Here is a 17,547-nt window from a genome sequence, read left to right as displayed (position 1 = left end):
TTTATTATTTATAGTATTAATAATTTTATATATTCCAGATTTTAACATACTTTACCCTTACCTTTAATTATTAATGGACATGACAATCCCCAATTATTTTTTTCTATTTGGCTAAGAAAAAATTGGGGTCTAAACATACAAGTATGAAGTGGGCCGGACACTCGCTTGAACCAAGATAAGCGTTCGGTTAAATAACTCTTAATCCATTTTTTTTCATCGCCGCCGCTCGACGGTTTTCTTTCTGTGAACTTCTGCATTAAAAATGGAGTCATTTGTCCCGAGTGCAAATAACTATCTATTATAACACCAACAGACAATACTTCTTTAAATCCATTATCTTCCGCCCAGTCTAGTGCAGGCCGTAAATAAACCTCATTAAATATTTCATCTTGAGAATCTTTCATTACTTGTTCCGCCCCGGCGGACACCAACCCCTTGATAAACTCAGTATCGTTTATTAAAATACCCTTACTGAATTTATCTAATCTTTTTTTAAACATGTCGCTTAATATTCCGCCTTTTTGAATATATCTAACAACTACTTTTTTAAGGTTCCCGCCATCACAAGTAAAACCACGCGATAAAGTTAATTGTCTACGCCCCCCATTTCCGTCTTTATAAATATAGATTTTATTATATTCAGTTTCAGGACTTCCACTATCGTTTTCTGCCAAATTTAAAAATCTACTAAAAATTTTAAGATTTTCTTCCGTAATCATTTTTAATCCTCTGAATTATTAATTTTACTAAATGGCCGACGCATTGGCGCATCATCTTCACCCTCGCGATATACATGCTCTATTCTTTCTTCTTTTATATTAATATTTTCATTTAAAGTTTCCATTTTTTCTTCTTTGCTAGTTAAAATCTCGGACAAAGCGGAAGTAGAAACGCTTGATGAATTATTATTACTTATAGTTACGAGTCCCGACGCTCCAAGCATTACTGAAATAATTAAAGCTAAAACAACATAAAAATCGTGATGTATGGTCACAAAACTTGTATAAGATTCTTTAGGTAAAAAAAATAACATTGTAGTAGCAAATAGAAATCCCAAAACTATAATTATTACCGCTATAATACATAAAGTAAATTTTGAGCTAGAAAAATGGTTTATTGCCCCCAAAGCTTCTTTAACTGCAGGGTCTTTTATACCCGTTGGTATAACTCCTTTTCTTGCCCACCATGTTAAATTATTTGCTATATTTTTTATCGAGTTAAACATATTATTTTAAATATTATTTTGTAAACCCTTTGTTAATCCATTTTAATAAACTATTTCCTACGCTAGTAATTACACTAAATAAACTCGTAAAAATATTAATTAATAGTGGGATTGCAGCCGGGAAAAAGATACAAACCGCGATTACCCCCGCGATTCCCAAAATACTAAAAATTTCAAACCCCCATTTTAATCCCGAAAATAACCCCCCAAACCAATCCTTTTTTGAATTGGCGGCTTTCTGAATAATATTAGACTCTTCTTTTATTACCGTGTCAACCCGCCCCGAAAATTTTTCATTTTCTTTTTTTTCTTTAATTATTTGATTTTTTAATTCTTTATTTTCTTCAAGTAATTTATTAAATTCTAATGAATTTTCCACTACAACAATTTTATTAGCAGCAATTTCAGGTAAAATAACTAGGTTTTCACCCAATGAAGTTTCAGGAGTTGAAAAATAACGGCCCGTAATATCCACAATTATATTTTTTGTTGGATTTACTTTTGCTTCTTTTAATTCTCCAGATTTTGGCTGACTTTTGACTGGAACTTTAATCGGTTTAACTTCGATTTTTTTATCTGGAGGCGGGACTAACCGAACTAATTCTACAGAATATCTAAACGCAATATCGTAGCGTGATTTTTGAAATCCATCATGAATGGCATACACGGCCTGACTAACCGCCTCATTTTTCTTGTTGACTGTTGAATTACAAGAAGTTAATAAACAACTAATTAAAATACTAGAACAAACAACATTTATCCAACGAATCTTATTCATAATGTTATTTATATATTTTATAAATATCGAGATATGTCCAAAGTTCTAAAAGTGCCGTCCGCGCCGCCGTTACGCTGAATTCCTCCGTATTCAGCTTAAGCCGCCTACGCCCGCCGTTAGCCATTTTGATTTGAATGTAAACATTAAGCGTATCCCGCCAAGCTGTAGGATTTTGGCGCATGAAAGTTTGGCCTCCAATGGTTTCCTCTATTTCCTCGAAAGCGATAGGAAAGGCGGCGCTAGGATTGATTTCCGTGGAAACTACCTTCTCCCCAACGCTCAGCAACCCATTTAGCGCCGCAACGGTAATATCCCAATTTTGACGCTGGCTTTCGTCTAGCGTCTCGCGGTTAACGCTTTCTACAGGGGCGGAAACATTACCCTCCCGTTTTAACAATCGGGCGGTTTGGGAGTTGAATAGGATTGCTTTCAGTTTCATAATTCTTAATTATTCGATTAGCTACTTCTTAAATTCAATCATACCTCTAATGGCGTGATTTGCGTTGTAGTTATCCGTTAGTGTGCCGCCCGAATTATTCCCCAACCAAACGCCAAGTATTTCATAAAATCCAAGGCTTGCCGCATTACTCTGCCATCCGGCTGGAATAGTTTCCCAATTAGAAACAAATTTAAAACTATCCGCCTTACCACCCGCCGCTCCCAAATCTGTTAAAGTCCCCAACAATCCCGTATTATTATCGGGGTAAGCAGTAGTGCCAAACCGCGTTCCGTGTAAAGATTCTTGAGTGCTAGTGCTATTCGTATTAGGTTTATTAAACCTTACATATACAGGAAATAAATCACTGGTAGGGTTACTTGTGTAAGCGATATATAGAGATACACGGAATTTCGTAAATTCATAGGGGATTATCGTGCCATATCCATCCGAGAAAGGATTAGTCTTAAATGGAGCGATTGTGCGCCCCGCTCCAGTTGCAACAGCGGTATTATTGTTATACTGTACTATCGGTAAAATAAATGGCGTTGTATCATTAACTGCCTCTTTTGTTACTAAATCAGAATTTCCAATAGCAGACCAATCGCTACCTAAATTTGAACTTGTTATTCCATCATAAGCATCCCATCCTTCGTATAGGTATTTATTTTCCCAATCAACTGTCGTGTCGTTATTGGTATCTTTAAGTTCTCTATAGTTCCAATCAACGCTTGAAACAGCGCTTTCATCGCGCAGTAATCTATCGTGCCAATCAACTGACTCCATATTTGAGTCGTCTTGAAGTTTCGTTACGTTCCACATAACGGTCGGAGAACCAACTGAATTTAACAGTTCCTTATCTTGCCAGTTTATTGTAATATCGTCGTTGTTATCAATCAACCGACGATTATACCAATCAACTGAATTCGACTCATCGAAATCGTATAAGATGCGATTGCTCCAATCAACTGACGGAGTACCAGCAGTTGAATAAACACCATTAGAGGTATATAGTTTGCTATCGCTCCAATTAACCGAAGGCGCACTAGAGGAGTCGTATAGTGTCCTGCCACCCCAATCGACGGCAATAGAGTTGCCGGTACTATGGAGTTTCCTAGTTTGATAATCCAATGAGTAAACTGTAGAATCAATTCCGGTATATGCCACCCCATTTGTAACAAACAATCGGCGCATATCCCAATCCACGGATTTTAGACCAATCGAGTCTATTAGCTTTTTGTCTTGGTTGTTAAAATGAACTCCGCCGGGTCTTGATCCTGCCACACCTCGATTGGTCTGAAATCCATCTAATAACCTTCTATTTTTCGTATCCAAACCGGTTGTTGTGAAATTAACATCATCACTAGTTGTACTAAATGCTGTTATATTTGCGGGATAAATGTTACTACCAAAGTTATAACTATTGCTGCCTCTCATGCCAATAGAAGCTGTCATTCCACTGATTAAATTTGGGTAGGGATAACTTGTATTGCCCGTTAAACGTATGAATCGTGCGTCTACATCCCGCTTACTAACAGCCGCCGTATTAACTATATTATCCCAATTTTTTTCATAATTGATTAAAAAATCACCCCCACTAATTGACCATCCTCCGCTCCCAAAAAGAATACCAGAAAATGTTTTGTTTCCGCTAATTATTTGATTTCCCGTTGTCATCATTACGCCAGAAGCAAAAGTAAGATACCCTGAAGGATTATTAATGTATAATGGATCGTTAATGGTTCCTACAAATGTAGTTAACTCCGTCTGATCTAACTGTTTTAATTTAATTAAATTCATATTTTTTTTATTTTTATTTTTTATATCTTGTCCAGCCTTTATACATGGGATATTTAAAAGTTTTTGAAACATAATTTCCGCTACAAGCATAAACACCCGCGCCGTTCCAACCATCATCAAAAGCATTATAATTTCCTGAAATTAGAATATTCATATTAGCTACTATATTTAATTAATAATTTTAATAATAAAAAAATAAACAATCCCCCCATATTAATAATTGGAAACCATAATATATTTAACGAAAGTATTGTAAATATCACGGATAACGGAACCGAAATACATATTGGACAAGTGATTAATTTGACTAAAAATTTATCTTTGTATATTCCTCGTAAAAAAGTTAAATATTGAGATTGTCCGCCATTTTTTATAATACTTTTATATTCATTTATCTTGGGTAGTTTTAATTTTAATAAATTACCATATTCGTAAATAACATCTGTTTCAAATGAAAAGAATAATATTAAAGATAACAGTAAGGTGAAAAATAATAAAGTCATTGTATTTATATTATATAATATAATATATTTACACTATTTAATAATACAATTTTCTATTAATAGTGTTATGCTATACTCCATAACAGCAAAGCTGCTGTAAATTCATCAACTTCATTTTGTTCTTGTAATTCGGTAGCTAACGATATATTCTCTACATTAGGCTCAGGTAATTCTTTTATATAGCTTTTAATACATTTTGCCCAATTTTCAGGTAATTCATTGGTAATCAAATGAGTTCCAATAGTTTTAACTTTATCTACAATATCTTCTGAAAAACCATATTTTTTAGTATAAGCCTTGGTTAAGTCATTTGTTATGACGTTAGCAAGTAAAATATTGTTTTTAAATTTATTAACATCAATTTGATATTTTTCTGAAGCTTTAACCGTGATGGTTCGCGGAGCGGTAACTCCTTGTGGCCGCCCGTCTTTATTTGACATAGCTTTTTTACCAAATTTAACTGGTTTTTTAACATCGGTGGCTCCATCAGGAACAGCATTCGGGTCCGCGCTTCCGCCGACCAAAGGATGAAACAGTCCATCTTTTCTTTGTTTTTTATAAACTTTTTGTCTATCTTCAATATTATCATTTATGGGTAATAATCCACTTTCTACAGCCTCAAATGTATCCTCGGCAGTTAATAATCCTAACTGAGCTAATTGAGCGACAAACCTATCTGAGTTTGACCGATCCTCCATATTGATTCTTTGAAATTTAGGCGTAGGAATTTCTTCATCCTTAAATCCTATAAGTTTGCCCACCCGTTTCATTTCATTAACTAAAAATTCATTTAGAAAAGTTTTTTGAGCATAAACTAACATTTGCACGAAAAGTCTCAATTTAATAGTTATGTTTGCAAGTTTTTTCTCACCATAAAATACATTCATTAAACCATCCATAATATCTTGGTCTAACTGATCATATTTGATACTACCAATAACTTTATTAATATCTGGAATAACAAAATCTATTTTAGTTGTATAATCTGAAATAAGTGTCCGCCCGCTCTGCTTTGTTCTGAATATATTTTTTAAGGCACTGTCAATTACGGGATTCATGCCGCCCTTATCTGGCTCATTACCGTGAGTAACTAACATAATTATAGATTCCACAGTTTTAGCTACTACGGCATCACATTTTTTAAATTCTAACTTTAAATTAATATCTTCCAATACTGGAAAACCCATCGGCATAGCAAACGGTTGATAGTCTTGTTTTTGGTAAAATAAAGGATATAAATGATCGGGATCAAGTCTTTCGTGAGTCATAGAACCATATTCGTCATGAATTAAGTCATGAAGACTTTTTTCTAAATCAATTTTAACTTCGCCTTTTTTAGTTAAGTTTTTTAATTTTTGTCTACTGCCTACATCCATTAATCTATAATAAATAGGAGTATAATTTTTTAAATCCGAATTATTCTGGATAGATAGTCCAGCCGGGTCTAATACTATATATTTAACAGGAATGTCAATAGTTTTAGCCGCCGTGGATTCTTTTTTATCTTTAATGTCCACAGATGTTTCCCCTGTCTCTCCGCCAGTTATAAATTTATCTACTCTGTTGGATTTAATTCCGCCATCATATCTATATAAAAATACATTGGAAGATAAAAATGATTCTCTAAAATATTGTTCTGTCAAATTAAATATATTAACTTTCTCAAACCATGCATTAAAAAAATCTTTTGACTCTTTGCTTCCGCCAAATAATTTAATACCACTATTAGCTAGAAAAGTCATAGCTTCTATAGTTTGTCTAAAAATAGGAACATTATACCACGCGGTTTGACATAAGCGAATAGCTTCACGGATATTAATAAATCCGTTCATATTTTGATATGGAAATCTTAACGCTATTAAATTATTGTATCTTAAAAGATTATAGGGTAAAGCACTGGAAGTTCCGTCATCACTTCTAAAATAAAAAGAATTGTTGTCAGATGCTAGAGAAACATCCCCGGTGCCGGAAACAGAACCGGAATAAGAAGCCCCAAAAGACTCGGCGGGACAATTATGGGGTTTAATATTTGATTCTTGGATATGCGTAGCCGCCGCCGTAGTAATCTGAGTATTAAGATTTTCTAGACTTTGGATTTGCTGACGTAAAATCTCAGATACGCTAGAACCAGTTTTTTCCGACTCAGCTTCTAGTAATTGAATTTGTTTCTCAGGTAGATAAAATTGTTTTCTTTTCATTTTTTAATATTTATATAGTAATTATGCATATACTTTACACCAAACGTCATGACGTTTAGCAAATTATATTAAAATTTTTAAAGAATTTTATTTAAAAATTATAAAATATACGGGCACCATTTATTATCATAATTAAATTTTTCATCGGTAGAAAACATATCAAAATAATATTTAGCCATTTGATTTCCCATAAAGAGAGTCGTCCAAAGATCGCGCCTCGTCTTTAATTTTCCAGTTTGCCTTCTTATATTTTGAGGTAATTCAAAGGTATGTGTTCCCTGTTCTGTTACTTTAAGTTGAATTAAACAACACTGTGCTTTCACATCTTTCATTAGATATTTTTGGTGTTCTAAAAATTCAATTTTTCTGGCTACATTATCTACCGATTCTTTTTCACCTGATAAAAATTTTAGCTTGTCAAAATTAGCGATGTTAGTATCTGAATACATACCCCATTTATTGTCGTCGGGCGTAGATGCAAACATAATTTTTTTAAATTCAATACAGTTTTGAAGATGTTCATTTGCTGCTCTTTTCCAATCATTTGTAAATTGTTGCGAATAACAAATTTTCCTAGCCATTTTATTATAAGACCGTCTTGCCTTATTTAACTCTTTAACATATTCTCGATCTTCAACATGGAAATCTGCTTCAAAAAAATCTAATTTTAGATTTTTATCTTTAAATATTTGAGAATCATTGCAAATTTGTATAAAAGATGCACCGCTGGCATCAATACTTATTGCATTTATATTAAAATTTTCTAAAAGATAAGCCAAATACTGAATATAATCAATAATATCAAGATCACAAGCTGCGAATTGGTGAACTAAATAAACTTTTCTATTTTCTTTGTCTAGTTTAAAAACAGACATACCAAAATGATCTGCGCTAGTAGATTTATTTAAAGAATTAGGATCAATTGACAATAAATAATCATCTTTAGAATTTCCAAATAGCTCAAAACTAGGATCGCTACCCTCAGCCAAAGTTGCATCTTCCATTTTTTTCATTCCAAAGAAAGAATCGCTATCTAACGGAAAAATTGCTCGATACTCTTTGTCAAATTCAATAGTCGAAAAAGATTTTTTTGCGCCTTCTATATTAGCTCTATCTAAAAGACCCTCTGGGGAAGCTTCGTAGGACATTTGAAAAATTCCATAACTAGCTAATTGGTTCTTTTCAGGATTTAATACATTCTCTTTATAAACTTTATAAAGTCTATACAAATATTCAAACTGATAAGTAGCAGAACTTAGTGCAATAAATTTATTATTTTTAAATACTGTTTTTTCTTCTTCTTTCATTAATCCGCGACTAACCAAATCTTCTTCCTGTTTTACTAAATTTTGACGTTTAATAGGATCAATATTAGTAGAAAGGAAGGGGATAATAACAGAAGTAATAATTTTTTCAGGAACGAACCCCGCTTCATCTAAAATAACAACATTAAAACGATAACCGCGAATTTTATCTCCAGAACTTCCAAGAGGTAAAGCAAAAACCTCCGAAGTTCCTATTTTTAATTGATTAATATCTGGGGCGCATTTCTCATCGGTAATAATTTGATGTAATAACGCCGCACCTTTTTTATTTTTAATTTTTTGTATTTCCTGAAACAGCTTTCTAGTATTTCTAAAAGACGGACCAATAATTCCTATTTTACTCCCCGGATAAACAATTGCGTATAAAATAATAAACACCGCCGCTATCCAAGTTTTTCCAGTTCCGCGCCCCATTACACATAGAACATTGTCTTTTTCAAATAACATTCTTAACAATAATTCTTGAAATGGATATAATTCTACACCGTCGCCACCTGCTCCAGTTAACAATTTAAAAGTAAAAGATAGATTGTGAATCAAAAACTTAGCAAGATAAATTTTAGTTTCTTTGTCGCTAAGCGATCCCTTTAATTCCGCTATCTCGGCGTTAACATCTAAAATTCTTTTTTTTACTTGCGGCTCTATAAATGACATTATAGTATTTTATCTTTTTTATATTTTATAACTAGTATTTTTTTATAATACTTTTTTATCAATCAATAATTGAATATCAATCTTTTTAATTTTTTTACCTAATTTAAGAATGTATTCTGTAATTTGTGCCGCTTGTTTTCTTCCATCGCAAAATACAATTTGAAAATTTGAAAATTCTTCATATAAATCTCGCATTCTTTTGCTTAAATGATCGTAATTTGATTTTATATGACGGGTTTGTGGTAAATATTCTATGCTTCTGAAGTCGCTATAAGAATTTTCAATTAAAATAACAATATAACCGCCCGCTTTTTTTGCTCGTTGTAATTCTCTTTTGAATCTGTCATACCCCGCCGAAAAAGTCCCAGCAGCATCTGAAATCGACTTTCTTTCAATTACTATTTTTTCATCACCGACTAAAGAATAGTCTCCAAATTTTAAACATCCAATTTCAGTTTTAATATGATTCGGAAATTTTAATAAAAGTTTTTCTCGTGTATCAATTTTTATCTCAATCGGGGCGATCCAATTCACCTTTTCTTCTTTATTTTTATATTTTATTTTAAATCCAAGTTTTTTACAAATTTCAGAAAACGGTAGATTAAATTGTTTTTCATAATATAAAATACTTGGTAAGTTAGAAAGTCTTAATAACGCTTGACCTGGCGCATAAATCCAATTTTTTTTAATTTTTCTTTTAATAAGTAATTCAAGAATGTAATCTTTTCCTTCCTCTCCGGCGGATTTTAGCCATGTTTTCATTTCTTGAAGATTTTCAAAATCCGCGTTTAAATATTGATCTGGATTTTTAAAAATAATTAATTTATTGGTCAATTTAGAATAACGTGGATAAAATTTGTGAAAATAATTAGCCAACTTAATTCCGTGATCCGACCACGGATGTCCGGTGGAAAATTCTTGCCCGCAAATTTTACATACATTATCCATATTAAATAGTCGCTTCTTCCATAGTCATCCCCAGTGCTAAAAGTAAAACATCATCTAATTTTTCAATTTTTCTTACTTCGGATATTCTAGTATCTTTTAATAATTCGGCTTGCCTTAAAAACCGCTGGCGACCATCTTCCTCTCTAAAAAATTCAATAATATTTACAATATTAGCAGTAGCACTATTTTTGTCTAAAATTCTTTTTGACCTAGTAGTATTTAATAGCGAATATAATTTTTGATGACGATTAACACATTCGTTATAAGATGAAGTAACTTTTCCAATTGCTTCTGTTATCCCCATAGAAATTTTTCCATCTGGGTCGTCGGTAATACTATCTAAAATTCCGTTAAGTTTTTCTAACTGTTTTTTTATGTCAGAGCTTTGGATATAGTCATTACATAAATTAATATAAAGATTAACCTCATCACTTTGTAGATCGGGTTTATCAAATACGCCTCTAATAAATTCACTTTCAAATGCTACTCTTTTTTCAATAGAAGCATAATTATTTATTTCTTGCAAAAATCTTGGGCTGTGAAGAAAATTAATGGTCATTTCCAAACATTTTTTATTGTAAGCGGTTACACTTTGAGAAGTTAAACTAGTATGTAAATAATTATTAACTCTTTTTAAAATGTCGTGAAAGGTGGTCGGCGGCTCATATTTTTCATCCACCGGAGTCTCTTCATTTTTTCTAACAACTCTTTCACCAACACTGTCTAAAAATTTATTTATTGTTCTAACTTCTCGACCCAGTGGAGCAACCTTTCTATCTGGAAATAAATCCCGCGCCAAATCAATCACTCTATTATCTTTAATATGATTTAAAATAAATTTCTTATGATCATCAGTTAAAACAACTTCTTCTACTTTGTCCCACGTTGCTCCTTTAGCTTTAATTTGTAAATCTGATAAAATAGCACGACATCTTCTTCCCGCTACTGTTCTAGGATCGGATTCCTGACCTAAAGTAAAGAAAGAAACAATCTCACTTAAACTTGGGACTTTGCCCTCTGATTTCTGTTGGTTCCAGAATACCGCTACCCGATCCCTTTCTTCTTGTGTATATTTATTGTTTTCCGTGGACATAACAATTAATTAATTAACTATTTTGTATTATAATTTTTTTTACCAAACTAACTATACTTTGTTTTAAATTATTAATTTGTTTTCTGCCCTGTCTTTCATTTTTATAGTTTAATAATTTAATAATATCTTCCTCTGTTATATTCTCTAAATATAACCAAACAAATATTTTATAATCCGCTAAAGATAATTTTTCTTTTAATTTATCTTTTAAATTTGCTATTTGTTCATCAAAATTAATATCGCCAAATGGCATCGAATGTATTTCGTCTTGATGATCTTCGATGGTTACAGGTAAAGCACAATCATGGTGAAATTTTTTTTCTAATTCCCATTTTCGATATAATCCACATTCACTCGAAATTTCTCCGTAAAGACTACATAGACTACCTCCCGCGAATTTAGGACAACTAAGACAAGGTTTAGAAAATTTATAAAAATTATCTCGTGTTAGATTAATTAATTTATTACAAACCACCGTACTGAGCCAGTTACCTAGAGGTTTACTTCTATCATATTTCTCCCACTGGCGGTGTATTTGAATTAATAATTCTTGTTTTATATCGTCATGAGATATACTATTAATTATTTTTAACTTCCATTTTCCAATATTTAAATTAATAATTTTATTAATTTGATCTATATTGCCACAAAAGTCATCAGAACCGCTGTCAGAATTAGCCATTATTAACTTTTATTATTTACAATACTTTCAACTAAATCTAATCCTTCTATAGTTTTGCGGCCCCATTTTCCCAAATCTTTTTCATCTCCATGTGCAGCAATTTGTTGTTCTAAATCTGCCGCCATTGATTCAAAAATAGAAAAATCAAATTTATCACCCAATTTTACTCCAAAGGATGAATTACTAATAATTTCTGGTTCTTTGATTTTAATATATTTGACCGGTATATCTACACACATAGAACCTTTCTCTGCGCCGCAAATGCATTTATTTACCTTTACGGAATTTTCATTCCCACAACACATACAAAAATAAGTTTGAGCCATAATGTTTTATTTATTTAATTTCTTTAAATTTAGTAACAATATATTTACATATAGAAGAACGAACAATATCTTCTTCATCTAATTTCACACAAAATATACCATGTGATTGCGCGTCTTCATTATTAAAACTTTCAATAATTTTATTAAATCCACCTTGTTTAGCTAAAGGTAAATCACTTTGATCTGGGTCGGCGGCTATAACCATTTTAGAGTGCCCCGCAATGCGCGTTAGTAGGGTTTTAATCTCTCCAAGACTATAAGACTGGGCTTCGTCCACGAAAATATATTTAGCTGCCCAGTTTGCCCCACGAGCATAATTAACAGGGATAACATTTAGTCTATCTTCGGCTTTTAATTTTTTAATATCTCCTTCAGGTAACATTTCTGCTAATTTTTCTTCTAATACTGTAGAGTAAGGGGCTAGCTTATCTGATTGATCCCCCGGAAGATAACCTAATTTAGAGGCGGCGTCGGCGGATTCAACAATTGGTCTTACATAATACAAAGATGAAACACGTCTATTTTGCAATAATTGCAACCCAGCCAAAATAGAACAAAAAGATTTAGAACTTCCGGCTGGGCCAGATAAAAATACCACTTTTGTATGTTTGTCTAAAATTAACTCTAATAATGCCTTTTGTTTTTCGGTTAAGTCGTCCCTATTTCTAATGTTTAAGTCAAATTTTATTTTAGAATCTTGAAATACTTTAACTTGATTTTGGGATGAAATTCTATTACCATTATTTGATGAAATAGTTTTATCTTTAGCCATATTTTTATTTAAACTAACATTAATTTTTAATATTAACCTATTATTTACACTTATTTGTATATATACTTGTTTTTTGTTTTAAATACTATTTAATTCTTTTTGCCCACATCCAAAAACTCATGTTACGACGTTGGCAGCATCTCACTACGGGCTATATGATTTGGTCGCCGACAACCTTCCGAATCTCGCGCCGGAAGTTCGCGCGGAACTAAAGTCGCTCTGTAAGCATCTGACGCAGCAGACAAATCAGCTAAAAGAGTCTTCAGAGAATTTACTTGTTTTAATCCAATAGTATTTTTTGTTTTCATATCTATCTTTACACTTTTTATGGATCAGTTTGAAGACGAACAAGATGAAGCCCTTCCAACCATTGAAGAATTACTCGACGAGATAGTTGATATTCAACTAAAACAACTCTATTGGATTAGAGTGACCGGGATGATCATGGCCGTTTCCTCTATCGGGGTGATATTTTCACAATGCGTTGCTAAACACTAAATGAACCGTCGCCTAACCATGCGCTGCAGCGAACGGCGCGTTGTGCTGTTTCTGTTTCTGACGGCTTTTTCGCGCCGTCGCTGAGCTTGAGGTCGTTAGGCGTCATTTTGCGCCTCCCGTAAATGAAGCCTCTTGAACAGCGTTTAGACGATCAATTGAAGTGGTTTCTCGATCACGGTTCCCCAGTCTTTCCCAAAGTTCTTGAAGACTGTAACCACGTTCAAGAATTTGTGGCGCGTCTGAAGAAGATTCTCCTAGATACATCGGTTTTCCTAGATTCTCAGTGTTTGCACTATGCGAACCACGATGAATACCAATACCAACTCGATGAGACTCATTATTGGTTATTATATTACAGATTTTCGATAGCATGGAACATGTGGGGCACTCTGAAAGTCTTCCCTCCCTATGCAAACACTCCAGTAGCCGTTCAGTTATGCAATGATGCTGAGATGATGGCATGGCTCCTAATTCCGGTTTGGGAGTCATTTGGAGAGCAATGGTTTTTAGCAGATCAACAAGCTCTTTTCTTACGCTCCAAACCAAACCAATGACGCCTAACCATGCGCTGCAGCGAACTCTCCGCTCAGTCACGCCGCCTGCTCCCCGCAGACCTGCCGCGCAGGCGTCATGCATACATTTTAGAACGTGATAAAGAAAATAAGCCATTCATAATGATGTTTGAGGATTGTAGAACTAAGAAGAGGGTTGGAAAATTTCCCTTAGACTCCGAACTTCTAGAGGAACAGATGGAGGGAGATTTAGAGTATCTCTATCTTGCAACGATTCATGTTTCACGAAATCCAAGATAGTATTTAGCTCTTTAACAGATCGTCCACCAAGAGATATTAAATCCATTTCAGACTCGGAGATTATGATCGGATTATCTTTTGAACCTAACTCTGAATTCGACCGCAATGGCCTAACCATTCGCTGCAGCGAACTGCTGCGGGCTGTCATGCCGCGTGCTTCTTCGTCCGGCGCGATAGTTGATTCGGCTTGGTTTTCTTGCGTTTCACCCGGCGGCACGCGGCCTGCCAGCCCTACGCAGTCGCTGAGCTTGAGGTCGTTAGGCGTTTGCTCGCTGCCCGTTAATTGATTATTCATAAATTATATTTCTATGTTGAAACCCCTTAACTGCATGATTGGTCAAGGCGGGGTTCATCCGTTTCCGTATGACGAGGAGAATTCGTGGATTGAAGTGTCTCCGGTGAAGAACAACAAGATTCGAGTCGTTCCGATTGATAAGAACAAAATTCAAAATATTGGTGTAGATGATCTGGAATATCTTTTTTACCCATCACAACTAGATTGGGATCAGATTCGGGACATACAGCTTTGATTCGTTCTCTGATTTTCGCTTCCTGTTCTGGAGTCCAATTAACCGACATATCCATTAGATTTATTTTACTATCGTTGCTTAACCCTGAATCCGACCGCAAACGCCTAACCATGCGCTCCAGCGAACTGCTGCGGGCTGTCATGCCGCGTGCTTCTTCGTCCGGCGCGATAGTTGATTCGGCTTGGTTTTCTTGCGTTTCATCCGGCGGCACGCGGCCTGCCAGCCCTACGCAGTCGCTGAGATTGGGGTCGTTAGGCGACTCGCCGCACGAACTCTGAGAATCAGAATCCATACAAAGACCCTCCAATGAAGACCCGCGTTCCAGAGCATGAATACGCCAACGAGGTTGCTGCAGCGGCGCAGTGGGCGATCGACAACAAGCACAGAACGATGAACTGGAATTGGTGGGTTTTTTCCCACCGAAATACCGACTCGACAGGTCTTAAATTCCCCGAGGTCGTTGCCTTCAACATCATCAACATTCTCGCCGCCAAGGAACTAATCACTCCGATTGAGGGCCAGCCACACGAATACGCCCTCAATCTCTCAAACCTCAAAAAATGGGAAGAGATTACACACGTCCCCAACTGGTTTGAGCGTAATGTGCTTTTCCCTCTCGGTTGGGCTTGGAGGCATTTGTGGCTCTTCATCTTTTGGATTCTTTCTTTAGTCATTTCAGCGGGGCTTACACATCTCATAAAGAAACTGATAGATGCTGGGATACCAACAAATCCATAGAACAAGCGCCCCGAGCCCAAGCGCGGACAACACGGCAGATTGCACATACTCGTTGTCTCTCGTGCATGGCTTCTCAAAGAATCTGAAGCGAACGTCGCCTAACCATGCGCTGCAGCGAACGGCTCCGCGTGTCACGGTAGCTGCTATTTTACGTAGGAAAGCCTTCATTGCGAGCCACCTTTCTTTGTAACTTGTATGCTGTTATTCGTCCCGCCTTCGCAGCTACCGCGCCACGCTCCGCCGTCGCTGAGCTTGAGGTCGTTAGGTGTTAATTCTAATTTATTCTTCATACTCTATATTATATACACTATTTCTAATAAATTTTTACATTTTTAAATATTTTTATACAATTGATGAAATAGTGTAAATAATATGTTATATAAATTAATTTTTGAAAAAAATATGAATTTTGCTACCTTTCGACAATTAAATAATGGAAATATTATAAGGTTTTTAATAATTTATAATTGTTTTGTTTTATTTGAAGAGTCTTATGGGAAATTAATAGAAGGCAAAGGAAACAAACTTTTAGATTTAAATATTCAAACAAAATTAAATTCTTTAAGTATTTGGTGGCAGGCTAGAAAAACTACATCGAATGTTTCTCTTGAGGAGGATCAGGAAAAGTTAAAAGAATTAGTTTCTTTGATAGAATATTTGTAGAATTTCAATAAAATTTTTGAAAAGTAAATTTTCTGGGATACGGTATATAATATAAGAGAAATACTATAATTTTAATCATGAATGAGATAAAAAATCAATATAAATTACCCTTTACCTCTATAAAAATACTCAGCGAATATGAAACCGAGGAATTAGTAAATAATGAGCCTAAAAAATGGCATGTTGTTTCAATTTGGAGCGGTAGCGGCGGAAAGCATGGAGATTTACAACCTAAACATCTCGGAGCTAAATCTCTTTGCCAAGAAAGATTTCATAATATTCAAAGAGAAGATAAAAAATTAATTTTATGTAAAAAATGTCACATTGAAGCAATTTTAGATTATTGCCGAAATCTTTACGATGCTAATGAATCTATAATTTTTCATTGTAGTTTAGGGATCAATCGTTCCTCCGCTTTGTGTTTTTTGATTTTGCTAGATTATCTAAAAAATAAATTTGAAAATCCAGTAGAAGATGCTTTAAATTTATTAATAAATATAAAATCTTGGAATGTAATTTACCCTAATAAATATATAATTGGTTTAGGAATGAATGTATTAGCCAAAACAGTAAACCAAGAATTAGAATGGAACAAAACATTTTATAATAGTATAATTACACAGAGAATATATGACAGAAAAATGTATGGATAAAAACATAGAAATCAAAATACTTAAATATTTAAATATTTCAACAACAAATTAGAGATTTAAAGAATAAATTGTTTGAAATTAACATGCTTTCGGGGCCGGGGAATTTGACTTCTCAAAATTATATTAATGATTTAGAAAAAGAAAATAAAAATCTTCGCGCGGACAAAATAATAATCTTTACGCGGACAAAATAAGATTGTTAAATATAATTAAAAAACAAAGAGATAGTAGAAAGAATTTACAGAATAAAACTAAATGAATGAAAATTTAGAATACCCCGAAGAAACATTTGGAACTAAAGCCGCCCGCGAAATCCGCGCGGTTTGTAATAATTTAAATTTAACAGATGAAGAAAGAGAAATTTATTTTAATAAAGCCTTGGATGCAATTTACAAAGATTGTCCCACGCAAGACCCGCGAAAAAAAATCTGAAAATAAAACTTGACAAGTTTGACTTTTATGTTATAGTCAAAACATGAATCAACTTGATGTAAGAATATATCAGCAGCCTGACGCCGTAACCTGCGTCCATACAATTTTAAGAATCGCGGCGGATTACTTTGGCTATTCTTTTTCTCATAAAGAAATTTTGGATAAGTTGGGTCGCGGGCAAAACGGTTATTATTTATCTGACGCCGCAAAAATATTAAAAAAATACTGTAATTTAAAATATAAAACTTTATATTCTGTAAAACAGATAGAATTGTATATAAATAATGGATTCCCTGTTATGTCCACCGATAATTATACTTATATTTTTAATCATGCTATTTTATTGGTTGGATACGACAAAGATAATTTTTCAGTGCTTGATCCAAATACGGGGCAAATAATTTTTAAAAACAAATTTTTTGTTTCTAAATATAGTGATCAGAATATAGTAATTTATAAATAATTTATTTAGTAATTTATA

The 17,547-nt window shown here is 33.9% G+C and carries 21 protein-coding genes; 5 read left to right on the top strand and 16 right to left on the bottom strand.

Going from position 1 to position 17,547, the window contains the following annotated elements; genetic code table 11:
• Positions 1–41 precede the first annotated feature (41 nt).
• The 16 genes from ACKVOD_RS11120 to ACKVOD_RS11045 all read right to left on the bottom strand — a co-directional run bounded on the left by ACKVOD_RS11120 (position 42) and on the right by ACKVOD_RS11045 (position 14,629).
• Positions 42–719, bottom strand: coding sequence for a chitosanase (locus ACKVOD_RS11120; protein WP_409209543.1), 678 nt, complete (start codon positions 717–719; stop codon positions 42–44).
• A gap of 2 nt (positions 720–721) precedes the next feature.
• On the bottom strand, positions 722–1,225 hold the full coding sequence (locus ACKVOD_RS11115) for a hypothetical protein (protein WP_409209542.1): 504 nt from the start codon (positions 1,223–1,225) through the stop codon (positions 722–724).
• Positions 1,226–1,238: 13 nt separating this feature from the next.
• Complete coding sequence (locus ACKVOD_RS11110; RefSeq protein WP_409209541.1) at positions 1,239–2,003, bottom strand: hypothetical protein; 765 nt, start codon at positions 2,001–2,003, stop codon at positions 1,239–1,241.
• A gap of 4 nt (positions 2,004–2,007) precedes the next feature.
• On the bottom strand, positions 2,008–2,442 hold the full coding sequence (locus tag ACKVOD_RS11105; RefSeq protein WP_409209540.1) for a hypothetical protein: 435 nt from the start codon (positions 2,440–2,442) through the stop codon (positions 2,008–2,010).
• Positions 2,443–2,463: 21 nt separating this feature from the next.
• On the bottom strand, positions 2,464–4,239 hold the full coding sequence (locus ACKVOD_RS11100; RefSeq protein ID WP_409209539.1) for a hypothetical protein: 1,776 nt from the start codon (positions 4,237–4,239) through the stop codon (positions 2,464–2,466).
• A gap of 13 nt (positions 4,240–4,252) precedes the next feature.
• Entirely contained in the window at positions 4,253–4,393 is a 141-nt protein-coding gene (locus ACKVOD_RS11095; RefSeq protein WP_409209538.1) for a hypothetical protein, read from the bottom strand.
• A 414-nt stretch (positions 4,394–4,807) separates the two neighbouring features.
• Positions 4,808–6,940 carry a hypothetical protein gene (locus ACKVOD_RS11090; protein ID WP_409209537.1) on the bottom strand — a complete coding sequence of 711 codons (2,133 nt, stop codon included), beginning with the start codon at positions 6,938–6,940 and terminating at the stop codon, positions 4,808–4,810.
• Positions 6,941–7,038: 98 nt separating this feature from the next.
• A complete protein-coding gene (locus ACKVOD_RS11085; RefSeq protein WP_409209536.1) occupies positions 7,039–8,919 on the bottom strand; it encodes a terminase large subunit domain-containing protein in 1,881 nt (626 codons plus the stop codon).
• Positions 8,920–8,961: 42 nt separating this feature from the next.
• On the bottom strand, positions 8,962–9,867 hold the full coding sequence (locus ACKVOD_RS11080; protein ID WP_409209535.1) for an ERCC4 domain-containing protein: 906 nt from the start codon (positions 9,865–9,867) through the stop codon (positions 8,962–8,964).
• A gap of 1 nt (position 9,868) precedes the next feature.
• Positions 9,869–10,960: a hypothetical protein gene (locus ACKVOD_RS11075; protein WP_409209534.1), complete on the bottom strand. Its 1,092-nt coding sequence runs from the start codon at positions 10,958–10,960 to the stop codon at positions 9,869–9,871.
• Between the two features lie 13 nt (positions 10,961–10,973).
• Positions 10,974–11,642, bottom strand: coding sequence for a hypothetical protein (locus ACKVOD_RS11070; protein ID WP_409209533.1), 669 nt, complete (start codon positions 11,640–11,642; stop codon positions 10,974–10,976).
• A gap of 2 nt (positions 11,643–11,644) precedes the next feature.
• The gene (locus ACKVOD_RS11065) at positions 11,645–11,968 is read right to left on the bottom strand and encodes a hypothetical protein (protein ID WP_409209532.1); all 324 of its coding nucleotides are present in this window, start codon (positions 11,966–11,968) and stop codon (positions 11,645–11,647) included.
• A gap of 10 nt (positions 11,969–11,978) precedes the next feature.
• Entirely contained in the window at positions 11,979–12,740 is a 762-nt protein-coding gene (locus ACKVOD_RS11060) for a PhoH family protein (RefSeq protein WP_409209531.1), read from the bottom strand.
• A 600-nt stretch (positions 12,741–13,340) separates the two neighbouring features.
• Positions 13,341–13,727 carry a hypothetical protein gene (locus ACKVOD_RS11055; protein ID WP_409209530.1) on the bottom strand — a complete coding sequence of 129 codons (387 nt, stop codon included), beginning with the start codon at positions 13,725–13,727 and terminating at the stop codon, positions 13,341–13,343.
• 207 nt (positions 13,728–13,934) lie between these two features.
• The gene (locus ACKVOD_RS11050) at positions 13,935–14,345 is read right to left on the bottom strand and encodes a hypothetical protein (protein ID WP_409209529.1); all 411 of its coding nucleotides are present in this window, start codon (positions 14,343–14,345) and stop codon (positions 13,935–13,937) included.
• Positions 14,346–14,371: 26 nt separating this feature from the next.
• Positions 14,372–14,629 carry a hypothetical protein gene (locus ACKVOD_RS11045; RefSeq protein WP_409209528.1) on the bottom strand — a complete coding sequence of 86 codons (258 nt, stop codon included), beginning with the start codon at positions 14,627–14,629 and terminating at the stop codon, positions 14,372–14,374.
• Positions 14,630–14,886: 257 nt separating this feature from the next.
• Between ACKVOD_RS11045 and ACKVOD_RS11040 the strand changes: the two genes are divergently transcribed.
• The 5 genes from ACKVOD_RS11040 to ACKVOD_RS11020 all read left to right on the top strand — a co-directional run bounded on the left by ACKVOD_RS11040 (position 14,887) and on the right by ACKVOD_RS11020 (position 17,529).
• Positions 14,887–15,318 carry a hypothetical protein gene (locus ACKVOD_RS11040; protein ID WP_409209527.1) on the top strand — a complete coding sequence of 144 codons (432 nt, stop codon included), beginning with the start codon at positions 14,887–14,889 and terminating at the stop codon, positions 15,316–15,318.
• Positions 15,319–15,720: 402 nt separating this feature from the next.
• Positions 15,721–15,981, top strand: coding sequence for a hypothetical protein (locus ACKVOD_RS11035; protein WP_409209526.1), 261 nt, complete (start codon positions 15,721–15,723; stop codon positions 15,979–15,981).
• A gap of 77 nt (positions 15,982–16,058) precedes the next feature.
• Positions 16,059–16,634, top strand: coding sequence for a hypothetical protein (locus ACKVOD_RS11030; RefSeq protein WP_409209525.1), 576 nt, complete (start codon positions 16,059–16,061; stop codon positions 16,632–16,634).
• A gap of 255 nt (positions 16,635–16,889) precedes the next feature.
• A complete protein-coding gene (locus ACKVOD_RS11025) occupies positions 16,890–17,066 on the top strand; it encodes a hypothetical protein (RefSeq protein ID WP_409209524.1) in 177 nt (58 codons plus the stop codon).
• Positions 17,067–17,109: 43 nt separating this feature from the next.
• Positions 17,110–17,529 (top strand): C39 family peptidase, encoded by a 420-nt coding sequence (locus tag ACKVOD_RS11020; RefSeq protein ID WP_409209523.1) that lies wholly within the window; start codon positions 17,110–17,112, stop codon positions 17,527–17,529.
• Positions 17,530–17,547: the final 18 nt, after the last annotated feature.

Origin of the sequence: Flavobacterium sp. (assembly GCF_046155325.1) — a bacterium.
Classification (GTDB): domain Bacteria; phylum Bacteroidota; class Bacteroidia; order Flavobacteriales; family Flavobacteriaceae; genus Flavobacterium.
This window is presented reverse-complemented; position numbering and strand designations above follow the sequence as displayed.

What these genes read in the sequence shown, in the direction of transcription:
- ACKVOD_RS11050 (WP_409209529.1), bottom strand. Translation starts at nt 14,345, where the DNA reads ATGAATAATCAATTAACGGGCAGCGAGCAAACGCCTAACGACCTCAAG.
- ACKVOD_RS11110 (WP_409209541.1), bottom strand. Translation starts at nt 2,003, where the DNA reads ATGAATAAGATTCGTTGGATAAATGTTGTTTGTTCTAGTATTTTAATT.
- ACKVOD_RS11100 (WP_409209539.1), bottom strand. Translation starts at nt 4,239, where the DNA reads ATGAATTTAATTAAATTAAAACAGTTAGATCAGACGGAGTTAACTACA.
- ACKVOD_RS11035 (WP_409209526.1), top strand. Translation starts at nt 15,721, where the DNA reads ATGAATTTTGCTACCTTTCGACAATTAAATAATGGAAATATTATAAGG.
- ACKVOD_RS11120 (WP_409209543.1), bottom strand. Translation starts at nt 719, where the DNA reads ATGATTACGGAAGAAAATCTTAAAATTTTTAGTAGATTTTTAAATTTG.
- ACKVOD_RS11040 (WP_409209527.1), top strand. Translation starts at nt 14,887, where the DNA reads ATGAAGACCCGCGTTCCAGAGCATGAATACGCCAACGAGGTTGCTGCA.
- ACKVOD_RS11080 (WP_409209535.1), bottom strand. Translation starts at nt 9,867, where the DNA reads ATGGATAATGTATGTAAAATTTGCGGGCAAGAATTTTCCACCGGACAT.
- ACKVOD_RS11095 (WP_409209538.1), bottom strand. Translation starts at nt 4,393, where the DNA reads ATGAATATTCTAATTTCAGGAAATTATAATGCTTTTGATGATGGTTGG.
- ACKVOD_RS11060 (WP_409209531.1), bottom strand. Translation starts at nt 12,740, where the DNA reads ATGGCTAAAGATAAAACTATTTCATCAAATAATGGTAATAGAATTTCA.
- ACKVOD_RS11020 (WP_409209523.1), top strand. Translation starts at nt 17,110, where the DNA reads ATGAATCAACTTGATGTAAGAATATATCAGCAGCCTGACGCCGTAACC.
- ACKVOD_RS11115 (WP_409209542.1), bottom strand. Translation starts at nt 1,225, where the DNA reads ATGTTTAACTCGATAAAAAATATAGCAAATAATTTAACATGGTGGGCA.
- ACKVOD_RS11045 (WP_409209528.1), bottom strand. Translation starts at nt 14,629, where the DNA reads ATGTCGGTTAATTGGACTCCAGAACAGGAAGCGAAAATCAGAGAACGA.
- ACKVOD_RS11105 (WP_409209540.1), bottom strand. Translation starts at nt 2,442, where the DNA reads ATGAAACTGAAAGCAATCCTATTCAACTCCCAAACCGCCCGATTGTTA.
- ACKVOD_RS11055 (WP_409209530.1), bottom strand. Translation starts at nt 13,727, where the DNA reads ATGACTCCCAAACCGGAATTAGGAGCCATGCCATCATCTCAGCATCAT.
- ACKVOD_RS11025 (WP_409209524.1), top strand. Translation starts at nt 16,890, where the DNA reads ATGAATGAAAATTTAGAATACCCCGAAGAAACATTTGGAACTAAAGCC.
- ACKVOD_RS11030 (WP_409209525.1), top strand. Translation starts at nt 16,059, where the DNA reads ATGAATGAGATAAAAAATCAATATAAATTACCCTTTACCTCTATAAAA.
- ACKVOD_RS11065 (WP_409209532.1), bottom strand. Translation starts at nt 11,968, where the DNA reads ATGGCTCAAACTTATTTTTGTATGTGTTGTGGGAATGAAAATTCCGTA.
- ACKVOD_RS11090 (WP_409209537.1), bottom strand. Translation starts at nt 6,940, where the DNA reads ATGAAAAGAAAACAATTTTATCTACCTGAGAAACAAATTCAATTACTA.
- ACKVOD_RS11085 (WP_409209536.1), bottom strand. Translation starts at nt 8,919, where the DNA reads ATGTCATTTATAGAGCCGCAAGTAAAAAAAAGAATTTTAGATGTTAAC.
- ACKVOD_RS11070 (WP_409209533.1), bottom strand. Translation starts at nt 11,642, where the DNA reads ATGGCTAATTCTGACAGCGGTTCTGATGACTTTTGTGGCAATATAGAT.
- ACKVOD_RS11075 (WP_409209534.1), bottom strand. Translation starts at nt 10,960, where the DNA reads ATGTCCACGGAAAACAATAAATATACACAAGAAGAAAGGGATCGGGTA.